Annotated in this window: 19 protein-coding genes and 2 pseudogenes; 11 read left to right on the top strand and 10 right to left on the bottom strand. The window is 71.0% G+C overall.

Translation table 11 applies throughout. From position 1 onward, the window contains the following. Position 1: 1 nt before the first annotated feature. The gene (locus ABZO29_RS05290) at positions 2-622 is read right to left on the bottom strand and encodes an MBL fold metallo-hydrolase (RefSeq protein ID WP_367318945.1); all 621 of its coding nucleotides are present in this window, start codon (positions 620-622) and stop codon (positions 2-4) included. Further along, a complete protein-coding gene (locus ABZO29_RS05285; RefSeq protein ID WP_367318944.1) occupies positions 619-1,725 on the bottom strand; it encodes a CapA family protein in 1,107 nt (368 codons plus the stop codon). Before ABZO29_RS05285 ends, ABZO29_RS05290 begins: the two co-directional genes overlap by 4 nt. A gap of 85 nt (positions 1,726-1,810) precedes the next feature. Here ABZO29_RS05285 and ABZO29_RS05280 point away from each other — a divergent pair, with 85 nt between their 5' ends. Next, a complete protein-coding gene (locus ABZO29_RS05280; protein ID WP_367318943.1) occupies positions 1,811-3,223 on the top strand; it encodes an RtcB family protein in 1,413 nt (470 codons plus the stop codon). Positions 3,224-3,299: 76 nt separating this feature from the next. Here the strand turns inward: ABZO29_RS05280 and ABZO29_RS05275 are convergent, their stop codons facing one another. Continuing rightward, a complete protein-coding gene (locus ABZO29_RS05275; RefSeq protein WP_367326052.1) occupies positions 3,300-3,755 on the bottom strand; it encodes an archease in 456 nt (151 codons plus the stop codon). Between the two features lie 10 nt (positions 3,756-3,765). Then, positions 3,766-4,062: a hypothetical protein gene (locus tag ABZO29_RS05270; protein ID WP_367318942.1), complete on the bottom strand. Its 297-nt coding sequence runs from the start codon at positions 4,060-4,062 to the stop codon at positions 3,766-3,768. A 96-nt stretch (positions 4,063-4,158) separates the two neighbouring features. On the opposite strand from ABZO29_RS05270, the gene ABZO29_RS05265 reads away from it, so the two are divergent. From ABZO29_RS05265 to ABZO29_RS05245, 5 genes are all read left to right on the top strand, one after another. Next, positions 4,159-4,986 (top strand): LLM class F420-dependent oxidoreductase, encoded by an 828-nt coding sequence (locus ABZO29_RS05265; RefSeq protein ID WP_367318940.1) that lies wholly within the window; start codon positions 4,159-4,161, stop codon positions 4,984-4,986. Positions 4,987-5,005: 19 nt separating this feature from the next. Continuing rightward, positions 5,006-5,467: a TIGR03668 family PPOX class F420-dependent oxidoreductase gene (locus ABZO29_RS05260; RefSeq protein ID WP_367318939.1), complete on the top strand. Its 462-nt coding sequence runs from the start codon at positions 5,006-5,008 to the stop codon at positions 5,465-5,467. Between the two features lie 59 nt (positions 5,468-5,526). Further along, entirely contained in the window at positions 5,527-6,642 is a 1,116-nt protein-coding gene (locus tag ABZO29_RS05255) for a serine hydrolase domain-containing protein (protein WP_367318938.1), read from the top strand. Positions 6,643-6,753: 111 nt separating this feature from the next. After that, positions 6,754-7,329, top strand: coding sequence for a TetR/AcrR family transcriptional regulator (locus tag ABZO29_RS05250; RefSeq protein ID WP_367318937.1), 576 nt, complete (start codon positions 6,754-6,756; stop codon positions 7,327-7,329). 251 nt (positions 7,330-7,580) lie between these two features. Beyond that, positions 7,581-7,703, top strand: coding sequence for a hypothetical protein (locus tag ABZO29_RS05245; protein ID WP_367318936.1), 123 nt, complete (start codon positions 7,581-7,583; stop codon positions 7,701-7,703). Between the two features lie 236 nt (positions 7,704-7,939). On the opposite strand, the gene ABZO29_RS05240 is transcribed toward ABZO29_RS05245, so the two are convergent. Beyond that, positions 7,940-8,227, bottom strand: coding sequence for a DUF1905 domain-containing protein (locus ABZO29_RS05240; protein ID WP_367318935.1), 288 nt, complete (start codon positions 8,225-8,227; stop codon positions 7,940-7,942). Positions 8,228-8,333: 106 nt separating this feature from the next. Here ABZO29_RS05240 and ABZO29_RS05235 point away from each other — a divergent pair. From ABZO29_RS05235 to ABZO29_RS05215, 5 genes and pseudogenes are all read left to right on the top strand, one after another. Next, positions 8,334-8,834: pseudogene (locus tag ABZO29_RS05235) on the top strand (hypothetical protein); the annotation flags it as partial. A gap of 57 nt (positions 8,835-8,891) precedes the next feature. Further along, the gene (locus ABZO29_RS05230; protein WP_367326051.1) at positions 8,892-10,268 is read left to right on the top strand and encodes a hypothetical protein; all 1,377 of its coding nucleotides are present in this window, start codon (positions 8,892-8,894) and stop codon (positions 10,266-10,268) included. A 20-nt stretch (positions 10,269-10,288) separates the two neighbouring features. Further along, positions 10,289-11,653 carry a VWA domain-containing protein gene (locus tag ABZO29_RS05225; RefSeq protein WP_367318934.1) on the top strand — a complete coding sequence of 455 codons (1,365 nt, stop codon included), beginning with the start codon at positions 10,289-10,291 and terminating at the stop codon, positions 11,651-11,653. A 19-nt stretch (positions 11,654-11,672) separates the two neighbouring features. Beyond that, complete coding sequence (locus ABZO29_RS05220) at positions 11,673-12,797, top strand: AAA family ATPase (RefSeq protein WP_367318933.1); 1,125 nt, start codon at positions 11,673-11,675, stop codon at positions 12,795-12,797. Continuing rightward, entirely contained in the window at positions 12,794-15,583 is a 2,790-nt protein-coding gene (locus ABZO29_RS05215; RefSeq protein ID WP_367318932.1) for a hypothetical protein, read from the top strand. Before ABZO29_RS05220 ends, ABZO29_RS05215 begins: the two co-directional genes overlap by 4 nt. A 149-nt stretch (positions 15,584-15,732) precedes the next feature. Here the strand turns inward: ABZO29_RS05215 and ABZO29_RS05210 are convergent. From ABZO29_RS05210 to ABZO29_RS05190, 5 genes and pseudogenes are all read right to left on the bottom strand, one after another. Continuing rightward, a pseudogene (locus tag ABZO29_RS05210) lies at positions 15,733-15,840 on the bottom strand (carboxymuconolactone decarboxylase family protein); the annotation flags it as partial. A gap of 122 nt (positions 15,841-15,962) precedes the next feature. Beyond that, positions 15,963-18,344: an ATP-binding cassette domain-containing protein gene (locus ABZO29_RS05205; RefSeq protein ID WP_367318931.1), complete on the bottom strand. Its 2,382-nt coding sequence runs from the start codon at positions 18,342-18,344 to the stop codon at positions 15,963-15,965. A 98-nt stretch (positions 18,345-18,442) separates the two neighbouring features. After that, on the bottom strand, positions 18,443-18,859 hold the full coding sequence (locus ABZO29_RS05200) for a VOC family protein (protein ID WP_367318930.1): 417 nt from the start codon (positions 18,857-18,859) through the stop codon (positions 18,443-18,445). 10 nt (positions 18,860-18,869) lie between these two features. After that, positions 18,870-19,289: a helix-turn-helix transcriptional regulator gene (locus tag ABZO29_RS05195; protein ID WP_367318929.1), complete on the bottom strand. Its 420-nt coding sequence runs from the start codon at positions 19,287-19,289 to the stop codon at positions 18,870-18,872. A gap of 279 nt (positions 19,290-19,568) precedes the next feature. After that, a complete protein-coding gene (locus ABZO29_RS05190) occupies positions 19,569-20,420 on the bottom strand; it encodes a chitosanase (RefSeq protein WP_367318928.1) in 852 nt (283 codons plus the stop codon). Between the last annotated feature and the right edge of the window lie 146 nt (positions 20,421-20,566).

Below are 20,566 nucleotides of genomic sequence, written 5' to 3'. Positions count from 1 at the left end.
CCTACCGGTTCAGGCGCAGGGAGTAGGTGCGGCCCTCCACGCCCCACTCACCCGCGGGCGGTCTCAGGCCCGCATCGATCGCCCGGATGCTGGGCCGCCCGATGTGGGCGTAGACCAGTCGCCGAACACCCCACCGCGCGGCCCGCTCGGCGACGGCGTGCACGTCGGCGTGGCCGCCCACGCCGCCGCGGAACCGTATCGGCCGGTCCCATGCGGCGGCCTCTGCGAACATCAGGTCCGCCCCCGCCGCCCAGACCGGGAACTCCCAGAACTCCGGTGCCCACACCACGACCAGGCCGCGCGCCTCGATGCGATAGCCGTACGCGGGATGCGACGTGTGCGCCACGGGACGGCAGCGCACCCGCACCTCTCCCACCTCCAGATCGCCGGCATGTATCCCGACGCCCCGTGCGGCGGCACCGCGGCGCAGTGCGGACCGCAGCTCCGCCTGCTCGTCGGTGACCAGCCAGCCGTCGAGCCGGCCGGGCGGCGGTTCGGCGCCGGGGCCGCCGTCGAAGGCCACGCGGTGTCCGGCGTGGCGCAGGAGCAGCCCGGCCGGCGCGTACCGGGGCGAGTTCATCGCGCCGACGCCGAGCAGCGTCATCCGGAGCCACTGGTTCACGGGCCTGTTCCGGCCACGAGCGTGCCGTCGGGTTCCGCGGTGATGTGCACCCCGGCGCTGATGCGGTCGAGGGTGGCGCGCAGCCAGGCGCGGTCCTCGTCGGGCGCGGGCTCGAGGCGCATGCGCCTCACGCGCAGCGGAACCATGCGCAGACCGGTCAGCCGGCCCGTGTCCGCCGCCACCGTCACGAGGTGGACGATCCGCAGGTCGTCGCGGTACTCCGCGTAGCCCGAGATGCCCTCGTAGTCGTCGATGAAGTCGCCGCAGCCGTGCAGGATCAGCCGGTCGCGGTACACCTCCACGGGGCGCGGGTGGTGCGAGGAGTGCCCGTGGACGAGGTCGACGCCGCCGTCCACCAGGGCATGCCCGAAGCGGGTCTGCTCCCGGGGCACCCGGTACCCCCAGTTGGAGCCCCAGTGCACGGACACGACGGCGATGTCGCCCTCCCGCTTCACCCGCCGTACATGCTCCACGACCGCGGCGGCAGCGTCGTACGTCAGGTCGGGGACGTAGGCCACCCCCGACAGGTCCGAGGTTGCCGCCCAGTCGGCCGGGATCCCGCTGGAACGCGTCCCCAGCGCGAAGACGAGCACGCGCCCGCCGGGAACGGGGACGGCCACCGGCGCGAACGCCTCCTCGGCGTTCCGTCCCGCGCCCGCCACCCGCAGACCCGCACGGCCCAGCGCCTCGAGGGTCTCCTCCAGACCCGCGCGGCCGAAGTCCAGCACATGGTTGTTGGCGAGGACGCAGACATCGGGCCGGGCGACCGTGAGAGCGGGCAGGTTGGCCGGATGCATGCGGTAGTGGACCGCCTTGCCGGGCGCGAACGCGTCACTGCGCGTGACCGACGTCTCGAGATTGACGATGCGGACGTCCGTGGCGGCCGCGTCCAGTACCCGCAGCGCCTCGCCCCACGGCCACGACGGTTCGACGGGAGCGGGGACCGGACCGCTGACCGCCTCCGCCATGCCCACGTACGACCGCGCGTCCGCGACGTACTCCTCCCGCAGCGCCGCATCACCGGGCTGCGCCAGGATCTGGTCGACGCCGCGCCCGAGCATCACATCCCCGCAGACGAACAGCGTCACCACGCCGTCGGTCATACCTCAACGGTACGGGCGCCGGCACGATACGCACGCGCTCCCACGGGTACCCCGGACCTGCGGACGCCGGGTGCAGGAGGCTGCGATGGAACTCGTCGAGGAAGCTCCCCACCGCTTCCGCATCGACCCGCGCGGTGCGATGCGGGTGCCCGGAGTCGTGTTCGCGTCGCGGAAGCTGCTGAGGGACGCCGAGAAGTCACTGCAGCAGGTGGTCAACGTCGCCACACTGCCGGGCATCGTCGACGCGTCGTTCGCCATGCCCGACATCCACTGGGGCTACGGCTTTCCCATCGGCGGGGTGGCCGCCACCGACGTGGCCGACGGCGGCGTCGTCTCGCCCGGCGGGGTCGGCTTCGACATCTCCTGCGGGGTGCGCCTCCTGGCCGCCGACGCCGACCGGCGCGCGTTCGCTTCCGCCCTGCCCGCGGTCATGGAGGGCCTGGACCGGTCGATCCCGCGCGGCGCGGGACCCGGTGGCGTGTGGCGGCCCAGCGGCCGCGGACAGCTGGAACGGATCCTGCGCGGCGGCTCCCGGTACGCGGTGCAGGAGGGATACGGTGAAGAACGCGACCTCGGCCGGTGCGAGGACGGCGGCGCCGTCGCCGACGCCGACGTGGAGCAGGTGAGCGGACGGGCGCGCGAGCGCGGACTGGGCCAGGTCGGCAGCCTCGGGTCCGCCAATCACTTCCTCGAGGTGCAGCGCGTCGACGAGGTGTACGACGAGACTGCCGCCGCCGCGTTCGGGATCGCCGTGGGCCAGATCTGCGTGATGATCCACTGCGGTTCGCGAGGCCTGGGCCACCAGATCTGCACCGACCACGTCCGCGCGATGGACCGCGCCATGGCCCGCTACGGCATCACCGTCCCCGACCGGCAGCTGGCGTGCACCCCGGTCGACTCGCCCGAGGGCCAGGCCTATCTGGGTGCGATGGCCGCCGCGGCCAACTACGGGCGCGCCAACAGGCAGTTGCTGTCCGACGCGGCCCGCCGCGTCTTCCGCGGGGCCGCCGGCACGAGGCTGTCCCTGGTGTACGACGTGTCGCACAACCTCGCCAAGCTCGAGACGCATGCCGTGGCCGGAACGCGACGCAGGCTGTGCGTGCACCGCAAGGGCGCCACCCGTGCCTTCCCGCCCGGCCACCCCGAGCTGCCCGAGGACCTCCGCGCGACCGGCCAGCCGGTGCTGATCCCAGGGACGATGGGCACGGCCTCGTACGTCCTGGCCGGCGTACCCGGCGGCGGCGCCTTCTTCTCCACCTGCCACGGCGCGGGCCGGGTGCTCAGCCGGCACCAGGCCGCACGCGAGACCACCGGGAAGGAACTGCGGGCCCGGCTCGAGGCGGGCGGCATCGCGGTGCGCCCGCGGTCGCTGCGCGGCCTGTCGGAGGAGGCCCCGGAGGCGTACAAGGACGTGCGCGAGGTGGTCGCCGCCAGCGAGGGCGCGGGACTGTGCCGGACGGTGGCCCGGCTGGTGCCGCTGGGTGTGGTGAAGGGCTGAGGCGCCCCGGGTCGCCTCGGTCACTCACACGTCGACGGTCACCTGCACGTCTACACGTCGACGGTCACCTGCACGTCTACACGTCGACGGTCACCGCGCACGACCAGCCGTACGGATCAGGCCCGATGCGCAACCCGTGCCAGGTGACGCCCTTCGGCACGGCGCCGGTGATCTCCACATCCGCCAGGTCGGCCACCGCCAGCCGCACGTCGAGACCGTCGTCCGTCGTCTCCGCCTCCAGATCGACGGGGACCTGCCCCTCCACTTCCAGCCGGAAGACGACCTCGTCCAGCAGCGCGGTCAGCAGGTCGTCGTCACTGCCCTCCGCGAGGCGCAGCCGCTCCACGGCGGTGGGCCGTACCGCCTCCACGTCGGCGAAGCACTCCACCATCCCCAGTGCCGCCTCGACCAGACAACGCTCTCGGCTCGCACCCCACGCCTCTATCCGCACGTCGGCGGTGTGCGGAACCGCCCGGTGGCCGCTGCCGCCCTGCCGCCGTTCCTGGATGGTCTCGTCCATGTCGCCGACCATGACCACCGCCTCAGGCCCGCGTGTCCGGATCCGCCGTTCCATGGACCCCGGTGGTGTCCCGCGCGCCGAGCGCCCGTGGCTTGCGATGGCGCCGGTGCGTCGCACTGCTCCTGGTCATCGCCAGCCCCAGACAGAAGAGCAGCGCCAGCGCGAGTCCCGAACAGAACACGGCCAGCGTGTTCATCGTCGCGATGTGCTGACCGAGCACCGACACGGAGTATTCGGGGCCGCCGGACAGGTTGTCGGCGATGAGCAGGGCCGTGAAGGCGCCGGTGGCCGCGAGGAGGAGCAGTCCGATGAAGCGCATCCGAGTCATCTCCTCAGCAGGATGGTTCACGGACCCGGGTACCCGCCATGGAGCAGGCCATATCGAAGCGAGACGCGAATCGGACGGTGACGGCTGATGCAGTTCGGAGTATCCACCTTCCTCACCGACGAGGGTATCGGTCCGGCGGGCCTGGGGCCCGCCCTGGAGGAGCGCGGTTTCGGCGCCCTGTTCCTTGCGGAGCACTCGCACATCCCGGTGTCCCGGGAGACGCCGTACCCGGCGGGCGGGGAGCTGCCGCGTATGTACTACCGCACCCTCGATCCGTTCGTAGCCCTCGGCGCAGCCGCCGCGGTGACCAGGACCCTGCTGCTGGGCACCGGGATCGCGCTGGTGGTGCAGCGGGATCCGATCATCACCGCGAAGGAGGTCGCCACGCTCGACCTGGTCTCCGGCGGCCGGGCCGTCTTCGGTGTCGGCGCCGGCTGGAACCGTGAGGAGATGCGCGACCACGGTACGGATCCACGTACCCGCGGCCGGCTCATGGACGAACGGGTCCGCGCGATCATCGAGATCTGGACACACGACGAGGCCGAGTTCCACGGTGAGTTCGTGGACTTCGAGCCGTTCTTCTCCTGGCCGAAGCCGGTCCGGAAACCGCATCCGCCGATCTACGTCGGCGGCGCGTGCGAGCGGACCTTCGAGCGGGTCGCCGAATACGGGACGGCATGGATGCCCACCCGCGTGAGACCGACGGAACTGGCCCCGCGGATCGACCGGATGCGGCAGGTCGCGGGTGCCGGAACCCCGGTGGTGGCCTACGCCGCCCCACACGACCGGGAGGCGCTGGAGGGCTACGCGCAGCTCGGCGTCGAGCGCGTACTGCTGTACCTGCCGACCGGGCCCCGGGACGAGACGCTGCGCACACTGGACGACTTCGCCGAGGCCGTCTCGGCATACCGGTGACGTGCGAGAGGAACCGACCGTGCCGGACATGGACCAGGACGAGGCCCGCAGACGGTTCGCCGCAGCCCGGATCGCTCGGCTGGCGACGGTCGACCCCGGCGGCCGCCCGCACCTCGTTCCGGTCGTCTTCGCCTGCGGCGGCGACCGCGTCGTCACCGCCGTCGACTGGAAACCGAAGCGCTCCCAGCAGCTGCGACGGCTGCGCAACATCGACGCCCACCCGGCGGTCGGCCTGCTCGTGGACGTGTACGACGAGGACTGGGACCGCCTCTGGTGGGTGCGGGCCGACGGCAGCGCCCGGACCGTACCGCCCGACGCCTCCGACGGGCGGTCGCGGGAGGAGTACGCCCAGGCGATCGCCCAGTTGCGGGAAAAATACCGCCAGTACCGGCGGCACCCCCCGGAAGGGCCGGTGATCGTGATCACCGTCGCGCGGTGGACGGGCTGGCGGGCGGCCCGGAACGAAGCCACCGGGGCATGAACTGCCGCCGCCGCAAATTCGTTTGACCCCGGCAGTGCGCCCAGGGCTACATTCCGCGCATGGCCGAAGTGCAGGGTTCGTACGACGAGTTGTTCACCGCGGTGCCGAACGCGCTGGCCGCGTTGCTGGACGCCGGAGACACGGGCGCCTCGGTGGCGGTCTTCGTGGACGGCGAGCCGGTAGTGGACGTGTGGGGCGGCTTCGCGGACGCGGACCGCACGATCCCGTGGCGGCGCGACACGATCGTCAACGTCTGGTCCGTCACCAAGACGATGACCGCGCTGTGCGCGCTGATCCTGGCCGACCGCGGCGAGCTCGACCTCGGCGCGCCGGTCGCCCGCTACTGGCCGGAGTTCGCCGCCGCGGGCAAGGAGAAGGTGCTGGTGCGCCATCTGCTGGCCCACACGGCGGGCCTGCCCGACTGGGGCGGACCGGTGACGGCGGAGGACCTCTACGACTGGCCCTCCGCCACGGCACGGCTCGCCGCCCGGGCCCCGCAGTGGGAGCCGGGCACAGCGGCCGGATACCACTCGCTGACGCAGGGATTCCTCGTGGGCGAGGTCCTACGGCGCATCACCGGCCGCAGCGTGGGCGACTTCCTCGCGGAGGAGGTCACCGGACCGCTGGGCGCGGACTTCCACATCGGACTGTCCGCCGAGCACGACAGCAGGGTCGCTCCCTCGGTCCCGCCACCGGCGCACGACGAGGACTACGCCACGAGCGCGCCCGGCGCAGCGCAGGCGACTCCCGCCACCGGCGCGGGGATTCGGGTGCGTGACGGGAACAGTGTGGCCTGGCGCCGCGCGCAGATCCCTGCGGCGAGCGGGTTCGGCAACGCCCGCTCGGTCGCGCTCGTGCAGTCGGTGATGGCGTGCGGGGGAGCGGTGGGCGGCGTACGGCTGCTGTCCCGGGCCGGGAGCGAACGGGCGTGGGAGGAGCAGTTCCACGGCGAGGACCGCATCCTGGGCATCCCGATGCGCTACGGGCTCGGCTACGGCCTGTTCGGCACCACGTACGGATGGGGAGGCTGGGGCGGCTCGCTGGTCATGATCGAGCCCGACTCCCGCATGGTGGTGGCATACGTGACGAACCAGATCCTCGAGGCCGCGAACGACACCCGGGGCCTGGAGGTCGTGATGGCCGCCTACGACGGGGTCATGGGCCTGCGCGCCTGACATCGGCGCACCTCCGTGCCGACGTTCTCAGCCAGGACTTCCTAAGTGGGAGAGTGAGTTGCCTAAAGGCTTTAGGTAACTGCATAATCTCCGCTGAAGGAAAGGAAGGCCATGGTGCGCGCAGGGCTGACCCCGGAACGCCTGGCCCAGGCCGGCGCGGAACTGGCCGACGACGTCGGCTTCGACCAGGTGACCGTCTCGGCGCTCGCCCGGCGGTTCGATGTCAAGGTCGCGAGCCTCTACTCGCACGTGAAGAACTCCCAGGACCTCAGGACCCGTATCGCCCTGCTCGCTCTGGAGGAGCTCGCCGACCGGGGCGCCGTCGCGCTGGCCGGGCGGGCGGGCAAGGACGCCCTGTCCGCCCTGGCCAACGTCTACCGCGACTACGCCCGGGAGCATCCCGGCCGTTACGCCGCGGCCCAGTTGAGGCTGGACCCGCAGACGGCGGCGGCCAGTGCGGGCGGCCGTCACGCACAGATGACGCGGGCGATCCTGCGCGGCTACGACCTGACGGAGCCGGACCAGACGCATGCGGTCCGGCTGCTGGGCAGTGTCTTCCACGGCTACGTCAGCCTGGAACTGGGGGGAGGGTTCAGCCACAGCGCCCCCGACTCGCAGGAAAGCTGGGCAAGAATCCTCGACGCCCTCGACGCCCTGCTGCGGAACTGGCCCCAGCCCTCGGCGTGACCGGCGCCCGCTCCGGCCGGAGGCCGCACCCGGGCACGCGCTGGGGAAGCCCACTGCTCCAGACCGACTGATCACCAGGCAGCGGTGGACGACGGGCCGTTCAACCTCGGCTCGCATCCCTGCGGCCGGAGGGATGGGCCTCGGCCATGGCCAGCTGCGCGTCGGCGCACTGGGCGCGGGCCCAGGCGGGCAGCCGGTGCGGCAGCACGCGAGAAGGACGTCGTCGAAGGAGACACGTACTCATCGACGTCATGGAAGCGGGCCCCGACGTCCTCCCGCACTACGTCGAGACGCACCACGTCCAGCTCCCCCAGGCGTTCGTCGAGCACGTGCGAGACATGAACCACTGGATGCCTGCCCTCATCACCGCGTAGTTCGCCCCCCACCACGACGAGACCATGCCCCTCGTCGGCTGGGCCTCGGCTGTCCCGTGGCGAGTGACCGAGGCCGTGCTCGAACCTGTGCCACGAGCGGTGACAAGCAAGGCCGAGTTCGACGCGGCGAAGGCGGCCCGGGAAGGCAACCGGCCGCACGGCACGTGGACCAAGTCCCGTAAGCCGAGGGGAACATGAGGCACACCGGCCGGGTGACGGGCTCCCCCCTGGGAGCACTAGAGACGAACGGTCATCTCCACGGTCACGTCGTCGCCCGCCGCAAGCCCGTGCCGCTTGCGCACGGCGGCTTTGAGTGGCAGCAGGTAGCCGCCGTCCTTGGGGAAGAGCGACGTCTCGAAGGCGACCTCGCCCATGCGGGCTTCGACCGGGATCATGCCCCAGCCGTACGTGGCCATCGCGGCCACCTCGCGGATGTCGGCGGACTCCTGGTCCGGGACGGGGACGAAGTAGTACGGCGACGGGCCGCGCCATTCGAGTACCCGGCCGGAGAAGGCGAGCTGCATGGGTCAGGCTCCTCCGGACGGCGTTGTCAGTGGTCGCAAGTAACTTCTCCTGTGTCCCGCCCATGTGGCGTGGCAATCCCTGTGCTGCGTATGAGGAGATGGTGCGTTGTCAGAGTGGGAGAAGTCGAGCACGGCGCGGGTGATCCCGCCCGCGCGGCCGCGCAAGCTCGCCAAGGTTCCGTTCGTCGAGCTGGCCGACGGACGCCTCCAGGGCGTGGTGTCGAGCGGCTCGGACATCGAGCGCGTCTACGTCTCGTCGGTCGCGGCGGGTTCGTACGCGTTCGCGTGCAGCACCAACAACAACCGGCCCTGCGGCGGCGCACGCGGCTCGTTCTGCAACCACATCCGGGCCCTGATCAACGAGGCCGTGCTCCAGTACGGCGCCGAGCGCGTCGCCCGGTACCTGCGGATCGAGCCCGTGGCGGGGGAGCCGAGCGCGCAGACCATCGCCGACGGCATGGCCGGCACCCGCCCGGAGCAGGCGGACACCAAGGCCGCCGCCCCCGTCTTCAGCCGGTTCCTGCGCCACCTCGCCTACCTCGAACTCGCCCCGACGACCGCGCCGTTGCCGGAGATGCAGTGGTTCCCGCCGACGCGGGCGGTGGCGACGCAGGCGGGTGTGCCGCCGCGCGAAGCCGGTTCGGGTGCGGGGGAGCGTAGGGGCCTGCTCCCGGAAACCGTCGACGGACTCGACGAAGCCCTGGAAGCCGTGGACGCTTTCGACCGTGCGCTCGTGGCCGGCCTGCTCAGGCCACAGCCCGCCCGGGCCGCCGACCTGGCCCGACTCGCCGACGCCGTCGCCGGGACGCCCCTGTCCTCCAGGGTCGCCGAGGCGGCGGACAAGGCGGCGGCAGGAACCGCGGGCGAAGACCACTTCATGGCTCTCGCCGCCGCGCGTGCGGCCCTTCTCGGCTCCGTCCACGACGCACTCATGGCACGCATCCAGGAAATGACGGGCAGGGCCGGCGGTGAGGAGACGGCGCCGGCGTCCGACGAGCAGCCGACCGTCAACCTCCTTGCCGCCGCCCGCTCCTGGCTGTCGGATCTGGCACGCTGCGGATGGCAGGGCATCGACCACGAGACGGTCTCCGGGGCGGCGCAGATCGTCTCCGCGATGCTCCCCGACCCGGCCCTGCGACGCCTCGCCACACTCCTCGACGGCTTCGCCGCCGAACTCGCCGCGTCCTGCCCCGGCGCGGCCCTGGAGCGGATCCCGGCCCGCCGCTGGGCCGACCTGTGGTCGCGCGCCATGCTGCTCACGCTGCCCGGTGGCGCCGCCGCTTCCCCGACCGGCACTGCCACCGGCCGCCTGCTGCCCCTCGGCGTCGACCTGCACGAACACGCGACCGCCGCACAGGCCCAGGTCCACGCCGTGTTCGAACCCGCTGACGGCACCCCGCCCCGCCTGGTGCGCGCCTGCGTCTCGGTGCCGAAACCGGACACGGTCGTCGGAGCCGGTGTCTGGCAGTTGCTCCGCCCGCACATGTCGCTGCTGGCCGCCGCCGGCGAAGGCCAGGCGATGGACCTCGCCGACATGCCGGTCACCGCCGAGGGCGACCTGATCTGGAGCGACGAGCACGCGCGCGCGAGTGAGCCCGCCGACCCGTTCGCCACCGCCCGTGTCGCTCTGTCCACGGCGGCCGACCAAGTGACCGCACCTCTGGACCGGCAGCCGGCGCGTATCGCCGTACCCGTGTTCCTGGAGGGCTACGAAGTCCGGAAGGACGACGAGGCGATCACATTCACCGTCGCCGGAAACCCGCTCGCCGTCGACGCCGACCGCATCCCGGTCGCCGGACCGCTCACCCCGCAAGCCGTCGCGGCGTCGAGCGCGTGCATAGGGCTGCTCCGCTGGGACGCCGGGACGTTCAGCGTCCAGCCGCTCGCCGTGGAGACGAGCGTGCGCAGGAAGGCCGTCGCCGTGCACGCCGGAGCGTGGGCCGGCGGCACCACCGACAAGACCGGCGTCAAGGCGGAGAAGGCCGCCACCGACGCCGTGACCGTACTGCGCGAGCGCGCCGGAAGGCTGCTGCGGAAATGACCGAACCAGCGACCGAACACATGACAGAGCCAGTGACCGAGCCGATGCCGGCGCCGACGGCCGGCCACACCCCCGAGGCGGACCCGCACGACAACCGCCGTCAGGTCCTGTACTGGCGGCTCCTCGCCCGTCTCTTCGACCATGAGGAGCAGGCAACGCTGGAATCGGCGAGCCTCGCCGTGGTGGAGGACATGGGCCTGCCGCCCGCGCTGCTGGACCCGCAGGCCTCGGTCGACGCGATCGTGCAGCGGCACCCGGAACTGGCCGCCGAGTTCGACGGTTTGATGGTGCCGGAGACCCAGGACGGCGAGGCCATCCGCGATCGTGCTGCCGAAGTGCGGCGTGCCGCACTGGTGTCGAAGGTGCTGCTCAACGTCTTCGCCACCGGCACCGGCACGGTCACCGCCGGGCAGCTGTCCCGCTGGCAGTCCGACGCCGGCTGGCTGGAGCGCGCGCTCGGCTGCACTCCGGGGCAGTTGCGCGGCGGCCGCGCCGCGATCGGCCCCGAGCTCGGCGCCATCGAGGCCGACCTCGTCAAACGGATGCACCTTCGCGAGGTCCTCGCCGACCCCAAGCTCGCCGCCCGGCTGACCCCGAGCATGTCGCTGATCGAGCAGCTCCTGCGGGACAAGAACAACCTGTCGGGCACAGCCCTGGCCAATGCGAAGTCACTCATCCGCCGCTTCGTCGACGAGGTAGCCGACGTACTGCGCACCCAGGTGGAGAAGGCCACGGTCGGAGCCATCGACCGTTCGGTCCCGCCGAAGCGGGTCTTCCGCAACCTGGACCTCGACCGCACGATCTGGAAGAACCTCACCAACTGGAGCCCGGAGGAGGAGCGGCTCTACGTCGACCGCCTCTACTACCGCCAGACCGCCCGCAGGACGACACCTCAGCGGCTCATCGTGGTCGTGGACCAGTCCGGCTCGATGGTGGACTCGATGGTCAACTGCACCATCCTCGCCTCGATCTTCGCCGGACTGCCGAAAGTGGACGTCCACCTCATCGCGTACGACACCCGCGCCATCGACCTCACCCCCTGGGTGAGCGACCCGTTCGAGGTGCTGCTGCGCACCAACCTCGGCGGCGGCAACGACGGCCCGGTCGCGATGGCCATGGCCCGCCCGAAGATCACCGAGCCGCGGAACACCGTGATGGTGTGGATCTCCGACTTCTACGAGTTCGGCCGGTCCCAGCCGTTGTTCGAAGGCATCGAGGCGGTCCACCGCTCCGGGGTCAGGTTCATCCCCGTCGGCTCGGTGACCAGCTCCGGACGGCAGGAGGTCAACCCCTGGTTCCGTGAGCGGTTCAAGGCCCTCGGTACGCCCGTGATCTCGGGTCACATCCGCAAGCTCGTCCACGAGCTCAAGTCGTCCCTCGCTTAATCACTTGGAAAGGCCTGACATGTCCGACCTGCTGCGCGCCCCCGCCGAGATCAAGTACGCCGAGGAGCTGGACTGGCTGGAGTCGATCGACGACGGTCCCAAGCCCTTCGCCTGGCGGCTGTCACCGAAGATGGTCCGCCTGTTCGTCCTGGGCTCCGAGCGCGCCGACGGCCTCGACCGGGAGATCCCCCAGAAGTGGTTCGGCGACCGCACCTTCGTCGAGCGGTCCATCGTCACGCTCGCCTCCGACCGGGGCCTGCTCCTGATCGGCGACCCCGGCACCGGCAAGAGCTGGCTGGCCGAACTGCTGGCCGCCGCGATCTGCCGCAACTCCACGCTGGTCGTTCAGGGTACGGCCGGCACCACCGAGGACCACATCAAGTACTCGTGGAACGTGTCCATGGTGATCGCCAAGGGCCAGTCGCGAGAGTCGATGATCCCCTCACCTATCATGACCGCGATGGAGACCGGCGCGATCGGCCGCTTCGAGGAACTCACCCGTTCCACCAGTGACGTTCAGGACGCGCTGATCTCGATCCTTTCGGAGAAGTACATCTCGGTTCCGGAACTGGGCAGCGACAGCGACAGCGACAACATCGTCTTCGCCAAGCCCGGCTTCTCGGTCATCGCCACCGCCAACAGCCGCGACCGGGGCGTCAACGACCTCTCGTCCGCGCTCAAGCGCCGCTTCAACTTCGTACGCATCCCGGTGGTGACGAACAAGAAGAGCGAGGCGGAGATCGTCCGCTTCCGCACTGAGGAACTGCTGCGCCGTCACCAGATCGAGCTGGACGTGCCGCCCACGCTGCTGGACGTACTGCTGCAGAGCTTCGCCGACCTGCGGGCCTCCGCGGCCGCGGCCGGCAGCGACGACGAGAAGCTCGAGTCCGCGCTGTCCACCGCCGAGCAGATCGGTGTGCTGGAGGACGCGATCCTGCACAGCAACTTCTTCGGCGAACGCACCCTGACCGCGCACACGCTGGCGTCCTCGCTCGTCGGATCGCTGGCGCGCCGCGAGCCGGAGGACCTGGCCATCCTCAACAAGTACCTGCACGGCGTGGTCGAGCCGCGCAGCAAGGACGAGGGCGGCTCCTGGCCGGAGTTCCTGGAGGGCGGCCGCGACGCGATCGCGACCCTGTCATGAACGAGGGCACGTTCACCGCGCTCCGCGGCCAACTCCAGGAAGCGGCCGCGATCTTCGCCGCCGGGCCCGGCGCCCTGGAGGGCATCCTGCTCGGCATCGTCGACGACGTCGACCGCGCCGTGCGGGAGCCACTGGAGATCTTCCCCGTCTGCCACCACTCTCCGGCCTCGGCGACCGCCATGGCGCGCCGCCTGCGGGAGAAGCAGCCCAAGGTCGTGTACCTGGAGCTGTGCGAGGACATGGCGCCGCTGCTGACGGAACTGCGCAACTGCCGGCTCCCGGTGGCGGTGCAGGCCTTCGCCACCGAGGTCGACGGCTTTCCGGCCGAGTGGGCGCCGCTGTCGGTCGTCGCGCCGATCACCGAGGCGTCGGCCGAGTACCAGGCGATCGCCTACGCCCTGGACACCCCGGGCGTGGAACTGGTCCTCGTCGACCGCTCCTCGGACCACGTGTTCCAGTGGGACGCCCGCAGCGAGGCAGCCGCCGACCCGGCCGACCCGGACGCGCCGTCCACCGAGGAGGATGCCGCGCTGCACGGCGACGCGGTCGGCGTGGAGATCGGCGACCTGCGCCCGCGCTTCGCCGAACTGGAGGAGCACCTGCTGCGCCACGGCCGGGTACGGCACTGGTCGGAGTGGTGGCACCAGTACGTCGAACTGCCGCTCGGGGACAGCGACCACGACACCTACCGCCAGGTCATGCTCCTGATCGGCAGCCTCTTCCGGCGCCTCGCCCCCGGCGACCCCCACCGGGTTCGCGTCGACGCGGACCGCGAGCGCTACATGTGGACCAGGATGCGCGAACACCTCGCCGCGAGCGGCACCGACCCGGCGGACTGCCTCTACGTCTGCGGCGCGTTCCACGCGGCCAGCCGCGTCGCGGAGTTCGGCGTCCACGGCAGCGACACCTTCGAGATCGGCCCGCGCAGCGCCACCAAGTGGCAGTACGGCCTGATCCCGTCCAGTCACGCGGCGATCGAGGCGCAGTTCGGTCTCGCCGCCGGCTCGGTGTCGATCGCCGCCACGGTGTGGGCGAAGAACGTCAGGCGTACGGGCGTACGGCCGTTCCGGCTGGAGGGCCAGGCGGGCACGAAGAAGACGACGAAGCCGACAAGGACCGCTGCCCCCGAGGCGGCTGAGACGCTGCCCTCGGACAAGCTCTCCGGCTTCCTCCGGCGACCGCCCGTCCTCGACCGCCTCGACGAGGACGAACTGCTCGGCTGGTCCGTGGAGATCGTCCGCGCGGCGCGCCGCAACGGCTACCTCGCCTCCACCGCCGACGCCATCGCGGTGTTCGAGACGTCGATCCTGCTGGCCGGGATGCGGGACCGGGCCAAGCCCACGCCGTACGACTTCCAGGACGCGGCCGTCACCTGCATCGAGAAGGACGCCGTACCGGGCCGGCGCGATGTGCGCCGCCTCGTCGAGATCATGATGGGCGGCGACCGGATCGGCCAGGTCGGCTACGACGCGTTGCCGCCGCTGGCCCGTGATGTGCACGACCGGCTCGCGCCGCTGAATCTGAGGCTCCAACAGCGGGGCGTGCAGCGGGCGTTGCTGGACATCGCCGCCCGGCCGGAGCTGGAGCGGTGTTCCGACGTGCTGTGGATGCTGCGGTATCTGATGCCGCAGGGCGCCGCCCGGCCGATCATGGGCGAGCGGCGGCTCGGCGAACGGTCGATCCAGGAGTCGTGGGACCTGGCACTGGGCACCCATCAGCGGTCGCTGATCGAGCTCGGCTACGAGGGCGTCAGCATCGAGCAGGTCCTGGAGCAGCGGCTGCGGCGCAAGGCCTACGGCGCCCAGGCCACCGCTGCGACCGTCCTGGAGGCCGTGGAGGACGCCACGCTCTATCTGGGCAGCCGCCGCCTGGCGGACGAGCTGGGCACACGTGCCCTGGAGGTGCTGTCGGCCGAACGTAGCGTCGACGGCGCACCGGACGTACTGCGCCGGGTGCGCAGGCTGCTGGCGTACTACCGCACGAGCGAGCCGGTGCTGCCGCCCTGGATCGAGTCCTTCGTGAAGACCGGGTACGCGCACTACTGCACCCTGCTGCCCACGGCGTTCACCGACGACGACGCGACCGTCCGCCAGGTCGCCGCGATGCTGGGCTTCCTGTTCAGCATGGAGAGCCTGGCGCTGTCTCTGGGCTGCGACCGGACCCAACTGGAGCTGGCGGTCGGGCAGTCGCACCCGGAGGAGCCGGCGAAGGCGGCGCTGCTGTGGGCGGCCCAGGCACAACTGGGTCACCTCTCCCGCGCGGACCTGCGCACCCGGTGCGACGACCTGCTCGGCAACCCGCTGGTGCTGCCCGCCTACCCGCGCTACCTGAGCGGTTTCGTGCACGCGCTGGAGCCGGTCCCGGGACTGGCCGACTTCGTCGTCGAAGCCGTGTCGAACGCGTTCGCACGACTCCCGGACCCGGTACTGCTGCCCTGGCTGCCGACCCTGATCACCAGCCTGCGATCCGGTGGCGCGGAGCTGGCTCCGCTGCTGATACGCGAGGCGGGCCGGGTCTTCCCCGGCCGGCTTGCGGCACTGGACGAGTGGGTGCCGCCGTGGCGGCACCGGCCGGAGCTTGCAGGCGCGTGTCCGGCACCCCGTGCGGACGGCTCCCGCGGCGTTGCGCTTCTTACGGCCCACCCCGCGACCTGCGACGCGGTGGCAGGGCTGCTGGGCTGCGAGGACGCGTGGGAAGCGCCGGACCGGGCTGCGCGGGGCGTGGCACTGCTCGGCCGCCATCCCGAAACGGCCGTGGCCTTGGCGGAGCTGCTGTCCACCCCGTGAGGCCGACGGACGTCACGGCCCCATCAGCGCTGTCTGGTGGGGCCTTCCGCACACGGCCGACCGCCCGTGGGTGCTGCCGTGCCGTTGCCGTTCCCGCAGGTCGCCCCAGCGTCGGCAGATCGTGGGTGGACGGAGTGACCAGGGGCTGTTAGGCAGAACGCACACCCGTTGATCTGCGACGCGCGAATTCTGACGAGCTCGAGCAACTCGGGTTCGACCTTGGCTTCCTCGGCCGCGGAAACGGCGGCCAGATGCAGCGGCCTCGAGAGCTACGCGAAATGGGAGGTCGTTCTTTGTCATGGGGTAACTCTGTATCGGTGGAGCGGGAGGGGAATGATGAACTGCTAAATCAGAGGAATGGTGGCGGCGAGGGGATCGGTCAGGCGCCGACGTAGGCCGCGAGGTGCTCGCCGGTGAGGGTGGAGCGGGCGGCGACGAGGTCGGCGGGTGTGCCCTCGAAGACGATCCGCCCGCCGTCGTGGCCGGCGCCCGGGCCGAGGTCGATGATCCAGTCGGCGTGCGCCATGACCGCCTGGTGGTGCTCCACGACGATGACCGACTTGCCGGAGTCGACGAGCCGGTCGAGCAGGCCGAGGAGTTGCTCGACGTCGGCGAGGTGGAGGCCGGCGGTCGGCTCGTCGAGGACGTAGACGCCGCCCTTGTCGGCCATGTGGGTGGCCAGCTTGAGCCGTTGCCGCTCGCCGCCGGAGAGCGTGGTGAGCGGCTGGCCGAGGCTGAGGTAGCCGAGCCCGACGTCGGCGAGCCGGCCGAGGATGCGCTGCGCGGCCGGCGTGTGTGCCTCGCCGCTGCCGAAGAACTCCTCCGCCTCGGTCACCGGCATCGCGAGCACCTCGCTGATGTCGCGACCGCCGAGGTGGTACTCCAGCACCGACGCCTGGAACCGCTTCCCCTCGCAGTCCTCGCACGGCGTGGCGACGCCGGCCATGATCGCCAGGTCGGTGTAGACGACGCCGGCGCCGTTGCAAGTGGGGCAGGCACCCTCGGAGTTGGCGCTGAACAGCGCGGGCTTCACGCCGTTGGCCGTCGCGAACGCCTTGCGGATCGGATCGAGCAGTCCGGTGTACGTCGCCGGGTTGCTCCGCCGCGATCCCTTGATGGCGCCCTGGTCGACCGACACGACACCCGTGCCGGCGGGGATCGACCCGTGCACGAGCGAGCTCTTGCCGGAGCCCGCCACGCCGGTGACCACGCAGAGCACCCCGAGCGGGATGTCGACGTCGACGCCCTGCAGGTTGTGCGTCGTCGCCCCGCGGATCTCCAGGGTGCCGGTGGAAGTCCGTACCGCCTTCTTGACGGCGGCCCGGTCGTCGAAATGGCGGCCGGTGACGGTGCCGCTGGTCCGCAGCCCCTCGACGGTGCCCTCGAAGCAGACGGTGCCGCCCGCGGTACCGGCGCCGGGGCCGAGGTCGACGACGTGGTCGGCGATGACGATCGTCTCCGGCTTGTGCTCCACGACGAGCACCGTGTTGCCCTTGTCCCGCAGCCGCAGCAGCAGGTCGTTCATCCGCTGGATGTCATGGGGGTGCAGGCCGATGGTGGGCTCGTCGAAGACATACGTGACGTCGGTGAGCGAGGAGCCGAGATGGCGGATCATCTTGGTGCGCTGTGCCTCGCCCCCCGACAGCGTGGCCGAGGGCCGGTCGAGCGAGAGGTAGCCCAGGCCGATCTCCACGAACGAGTCGAGGGTGTGCTGCAGTGCGGTGAGCAGCGGAGCCACCGACGGCTCGTCGAGGCCGCGGACCCATGCGGCCAGGTCACTGATCTGCATCGCACACGCGTCGGCGATGCTGATCTCCTTGATCTTCGACGCCCGGGCCCCCTCACTGAGCCGGGTGCCGTCGCACTCGGGACACGTGGCGAAGGTGACCGCGCGCTCCACGAACTCCCGGATGTGCGGCTGCATCGCCTCCTTGTCCTTGGCGAGCATCGACTTCTGGACCCGCGGGATCAGCCCCTCGTAGGTCATGTTGATGCCCGCGATCTTCATCCTGGTCGGCTCGCGGTGCAGGAAGTCGTGCAGTTCCTTCTTGGTGAACTCGCGGATCGGCTTGTCCGGGCTGAAGAACCCCGACTCGCTGTAGAGCCGGGAGTTCCAGCCGCCCCCCTTGTAGCCGGGGACGGTGATCGCTCCCTCGGCCAGTGACTTGGAGTCGTCGTAGAGCTGGGCGAGGTCGATGTCGGAGACCGTGCCCCGGCCCTCGCAGCGTGTGCACATCCCGCCGGTGCGGGAGTAGGTCGCTTTCACCGCCTTCTTGGCACCGCGCTCGACGGTGATCGCACCGCTCGCCCGGACCGAGGCGACGTTGAAGGAGTACGCGCTGGGCGGGCCGATGTGGGGCTTTCCGAGTCTGCTGAAGAGGATGCGCAGCATCGCGTTGGCGTCGGTGGCGGTGCCGACCGTGGAGCGGGGATCGCCCCCCATCCGCTGCTGGTCGACGCTGATCGCGGTCGTCAGCCCGTCGAGGACGTCGACCTCGGGCCGCGCCACCGTCGGCATGAAGCCCTGCACGAAGGCGCTGTAGGTCTCGTTGATCAGCCGCTGTGACTCCGCGGCGATCGTGTCGAACACGAGCGAGCTCTTACCCGAGCCGGAAACTCCGGTGAACACCGTCAGTCTGCGCTTCGGTATCTCGACGCTGACGTCCTTGAGGTTGTTCTCGCGAGCGCCGTGCACCCGGATCAACTCGTGGCTGTCGGCGGCGTGCAGCGCGGGCGACTGCGGGTCCGGGCTCGTGGTCATGCTCGTCCTGTCTCCATCCGTTGTGTGGGGGCGTCTTGCGACGGTGAGCGGCGGCGCGGTCGCGCCGGCAGGGAGCGCCCGGTTCACGGGCGCCGGGTTCACTGCTTGCGCGGCTGGTTGAAGCGCAGCAGGTTGCCGGCCGGATCGCGAAACGCGCAGTCGCGGACGCCGTACGGCTGGTCGATCGGCTCCTGCAGCACCTCGCCCCCCGCGGCGCGGATGCGCTCGAAGGTGGCGTCGCAGTCGTCGGTCTGGAAGATGACACCACGCAGCAGGCCCTTCGCCAGCAGTTCCGCCATGGCCTGCTTGTCGGCCGCCGAGGCGTTCGGGTCGGCGAGGGGCGGTTCGAGGACGATGTTCACATCGGGCTGCGACTGCGGTCCGACGGTCACCCAGCGCATCCCCTCGAACCCGACGTCGTTGCGGACCTCCAGGCCGAGCACGTCCCGGTAGAAAGCGAGCGCCTTGTCGTGGTCGTCGACGGCGATGAAGCACGTTGAAATCTTGATGTCCATGCGTTTCACGCTAAGGCCGGGGGGCCGGCTTTGCTTCTCCGTTTCTGACCGGTCGCGTGTAGATCTTGGCAAGGCAGGCGGGGACGGCGGCGCCGTCGTCATGGCGGCGGGCCCGGTATGAGCTGGGGCTCTCGCCGACCAGTTCGGTGAACCTCGAGCTGAACGACCCCAGCGAGGTACAGCCGACCGCGAAGCAGACCTCCGTCACGGTCAGGTCTCCCCGTCGCAGCAGCGCCTTGGCCCGCTCGATCCGGCGCGTCATCAGGTAGCTGTACGGTGTCTCTCCGAAGGCGGCGCGGAAGCTGCGGGAGAAATGGCCCGGCGACATGAGGGCGACGCGCGCCAGCGCCGGCACGTCGAGCGGCTTGGCGTAGTCGCGGTCCATCAGGTCACGGGCCCGGCGCAGCCGGACGAGGTCCTCCAGCGTCACGTCACCACCATCCCACAGCGCGGTGACGAGCCGCCCGTCCGCCGCCCGTCCGCCGCCCGTCCGCCGGCCGGACCCGGGCCCGCCAGTGCCTGTCCGGCCGGCGGATCATGCCGCGGACGGGGGCGTGGCACGCGCTCCCCCACTCTCGGCTTCGCTCGAGCGGGGGGACACCATCGCGTCGACTCCCTCCTCTGCCCTGCAACGCACGCACCAAGCCCCGCTCACCTGCGCTGATTGGATGGCCGCTGCCTTCCTGCGACTTGATCCGCCGGGCAGGCGCTAGCCGATGTGGTAGCTGTCCCCGTAGACCTTCCAGTTCAGCGGCGGGTCGAGCTGCAGGTTGTGGTTGCGCAGGAAGACGCGCTGGGCGGTGTCGACGCGGCTGGTGTCGCTGTGGGCCTCCTCCTGTTTCATCGCCCACACCCGTGCGTCGAGGAAGGCGTCGAGGTACTTCACCTCGTCGCCTCCCTGGGCCGGCGGCCTGGCCTTGCGCAGGGCCCGCTTGCGGATGTTGCGGAAGCTGGTGGGATCACTGCCGTCGCCGTGCATGACGATGGCGTCGTAGTACGCGAACTGGCCCAGGACGCCCAGCCGGTCGTCCTTGCCCTGCCGGACGGCGGGATCGAAGTACACCCGGTCCCGCTCGTCGTTCTGGGCCTGCTGGAACACGGCGTCACGTGCGGCCTTGCGCCAGTCCGCCGGGAAGTCCGGGTCGAGCCCGTCGTGCGAGTCGGTGCCGTCGACCTCGCGCAGGGCGGGCAGGTACCGGGCGAGCACGTTGCCGGGCCTGCGGGCGGCGTAGAGCTCGACGAGGTCGAGCATGTCGCCGGTGCCGGAGCAGAATCCGATGATCCCGGCGGTGTAGCCGCGGCCGTCGCCGATGTCCTCGATGTACTTGTACTGGGCCTTCCAGTCGAGCGAGGAGTTCTCCGCGCTCGAGACCAGCTTCATGGCGATCTCCTTCTTCGCCGGGTCGTCGAGCCCGACGGCGTACGAGCACATCGGGGCTGCCCATGCCTGCGGAGCACGGAGCAGCGGGAGGGCGGTCGCGGAGGCGCCGAGCAGGGCGAGGAGCGTGCGGCGTGACGGGTGCGTGGTGGGGTGTTCCGGCTTGCCGAAGGCTTGGGTCACGGTGACTCCAAGTGGTAGTGGGGGGTGGCCAGTTGGTCATGGCCGGCTAACCGAGCATTACCGATAGGAAGGTTTACTATCAGAAGGCGCGCCGATCGGATACCCGCGCATCGCCAAGTTCGTAGATACGAACAAGGGGCGCTCAT

This window comes from Streptomyces sp. HUAS ZL42 (assembly GCF_040782645.1).
In the GTDB taxonomy this organism is placed as follows: Bacteria; Actinomycetota; Actinomycetes; order Streptomycetales; family Streptomycetaceae; genus Streptomyces.
This window is presented reverse-complemented; position numbering and strand designations above follow the sequence as displayed.

Excerpts from the sequence above, each read along its gene's own strand:
- ABZO29_RS05285 (WP_367318944.1), bottom strand. The coding sequence starts at position 1,725 with ATGACCGACGGCGTGGTGACGCTGTTCGTCTGCGGGGATGTGATGCTC.
- ABZO29_RS05280 (WP_367318943.1), top strand. The coding sequence starts at position 1,811 with ATGGAACTCGTCGAGGAAGCTCCCCACCGCTTCCGCATCGACCCGCGC.
- ABZO29_RS05275 (WP_367326052.1), bottom strand. The coding sequence starts at position 3,755 with ATGGTCGGCGACATGGACGAGACCATCCAGGAACGGCGGCAGGGCGGC.
- ABZO29_RS05270 (WP_367318942.1), bottom strand. The coding sequence starts at position 4,062 with ATGCGCTTCATCGGACTGCTCCTCCTCGCGGCCACCGGCGCCTTCACG.
- ABZO29_RS05265 (WP_367318940.1), top strand. The coding sequence starts at position 4,159 with ATGCAGTTCGGAGTATCCACCTTCCTCACCGACGAGGGTATCGGTCCG.
- ABZO29_RS05255 (WP_367318938.1), top strand. The coding sequence starts at position 5,527 with ATGGCCGAAGTGCAGGGTTCGTACGACGAGTTGTTCACCGCGGTGCCG.
- ABZO29_RS05250 (WP_367318937.1), top strand. The coding sequence starts at position 6,754 with ATGGTGCGCGCAGGGCTGACCCCGGAACGCCTGGCCCAGGCCGGCGCG.
- ABZO29_RS05245 (WP_367318936.1), top strand. The coding sequence starts at position 7,581 with ATGGAAGCGGGCCCCGACGTCCTCCCGCACTACGTCGAGACGCACCAC.
- ABZO29_RS05240 (WP_367318935.1), bottom strand. The coding sequence starts at position 8,227 with ATGCAGCTCGCCTTCTCCGGCCGGGTACTCGAATGGCGCGGCCCGTCG.
- ABZO29_RS05225 (WP_367318934.1), top strand. The coding sequence starts at position 10,289 with ATGACAGAGCCAGTGACCGAGCCGATGCCGGCGCCGACGGCCGGCCAC.
- ABZO29_RS05220 (WP_367318933.1), top strand. The coding sequence starts at position 11,673 with ATGTCCGACCTGCTGCGCGCCCCCGCCGAGATCAAGTACGCCGAGGAG.
- ABZO29_RS05215 (WP_367318932.1), top strand. The coding sequence starts at position 12,794 with ATGAACGAGGGCACGTTCACCGCGCTCCGCGGCCAACTCCAGGAAGCG.
- ABZO29_RS05205 (WP_367318931.1), bottom strand. The coding sequence starts at position 18,344 with ATGACCACGAGCCCGGACCCGCAGTCGCCCGCGCTGCACGCCGCCGAC.
- ABZO29_RS05200 (WP_367318930.1), bottom strand. The coding sequence starts at position 18,859 with ATGGACATCAAGATTTCAACGTGCTTCATCGCCGTCGACGACCACGAC.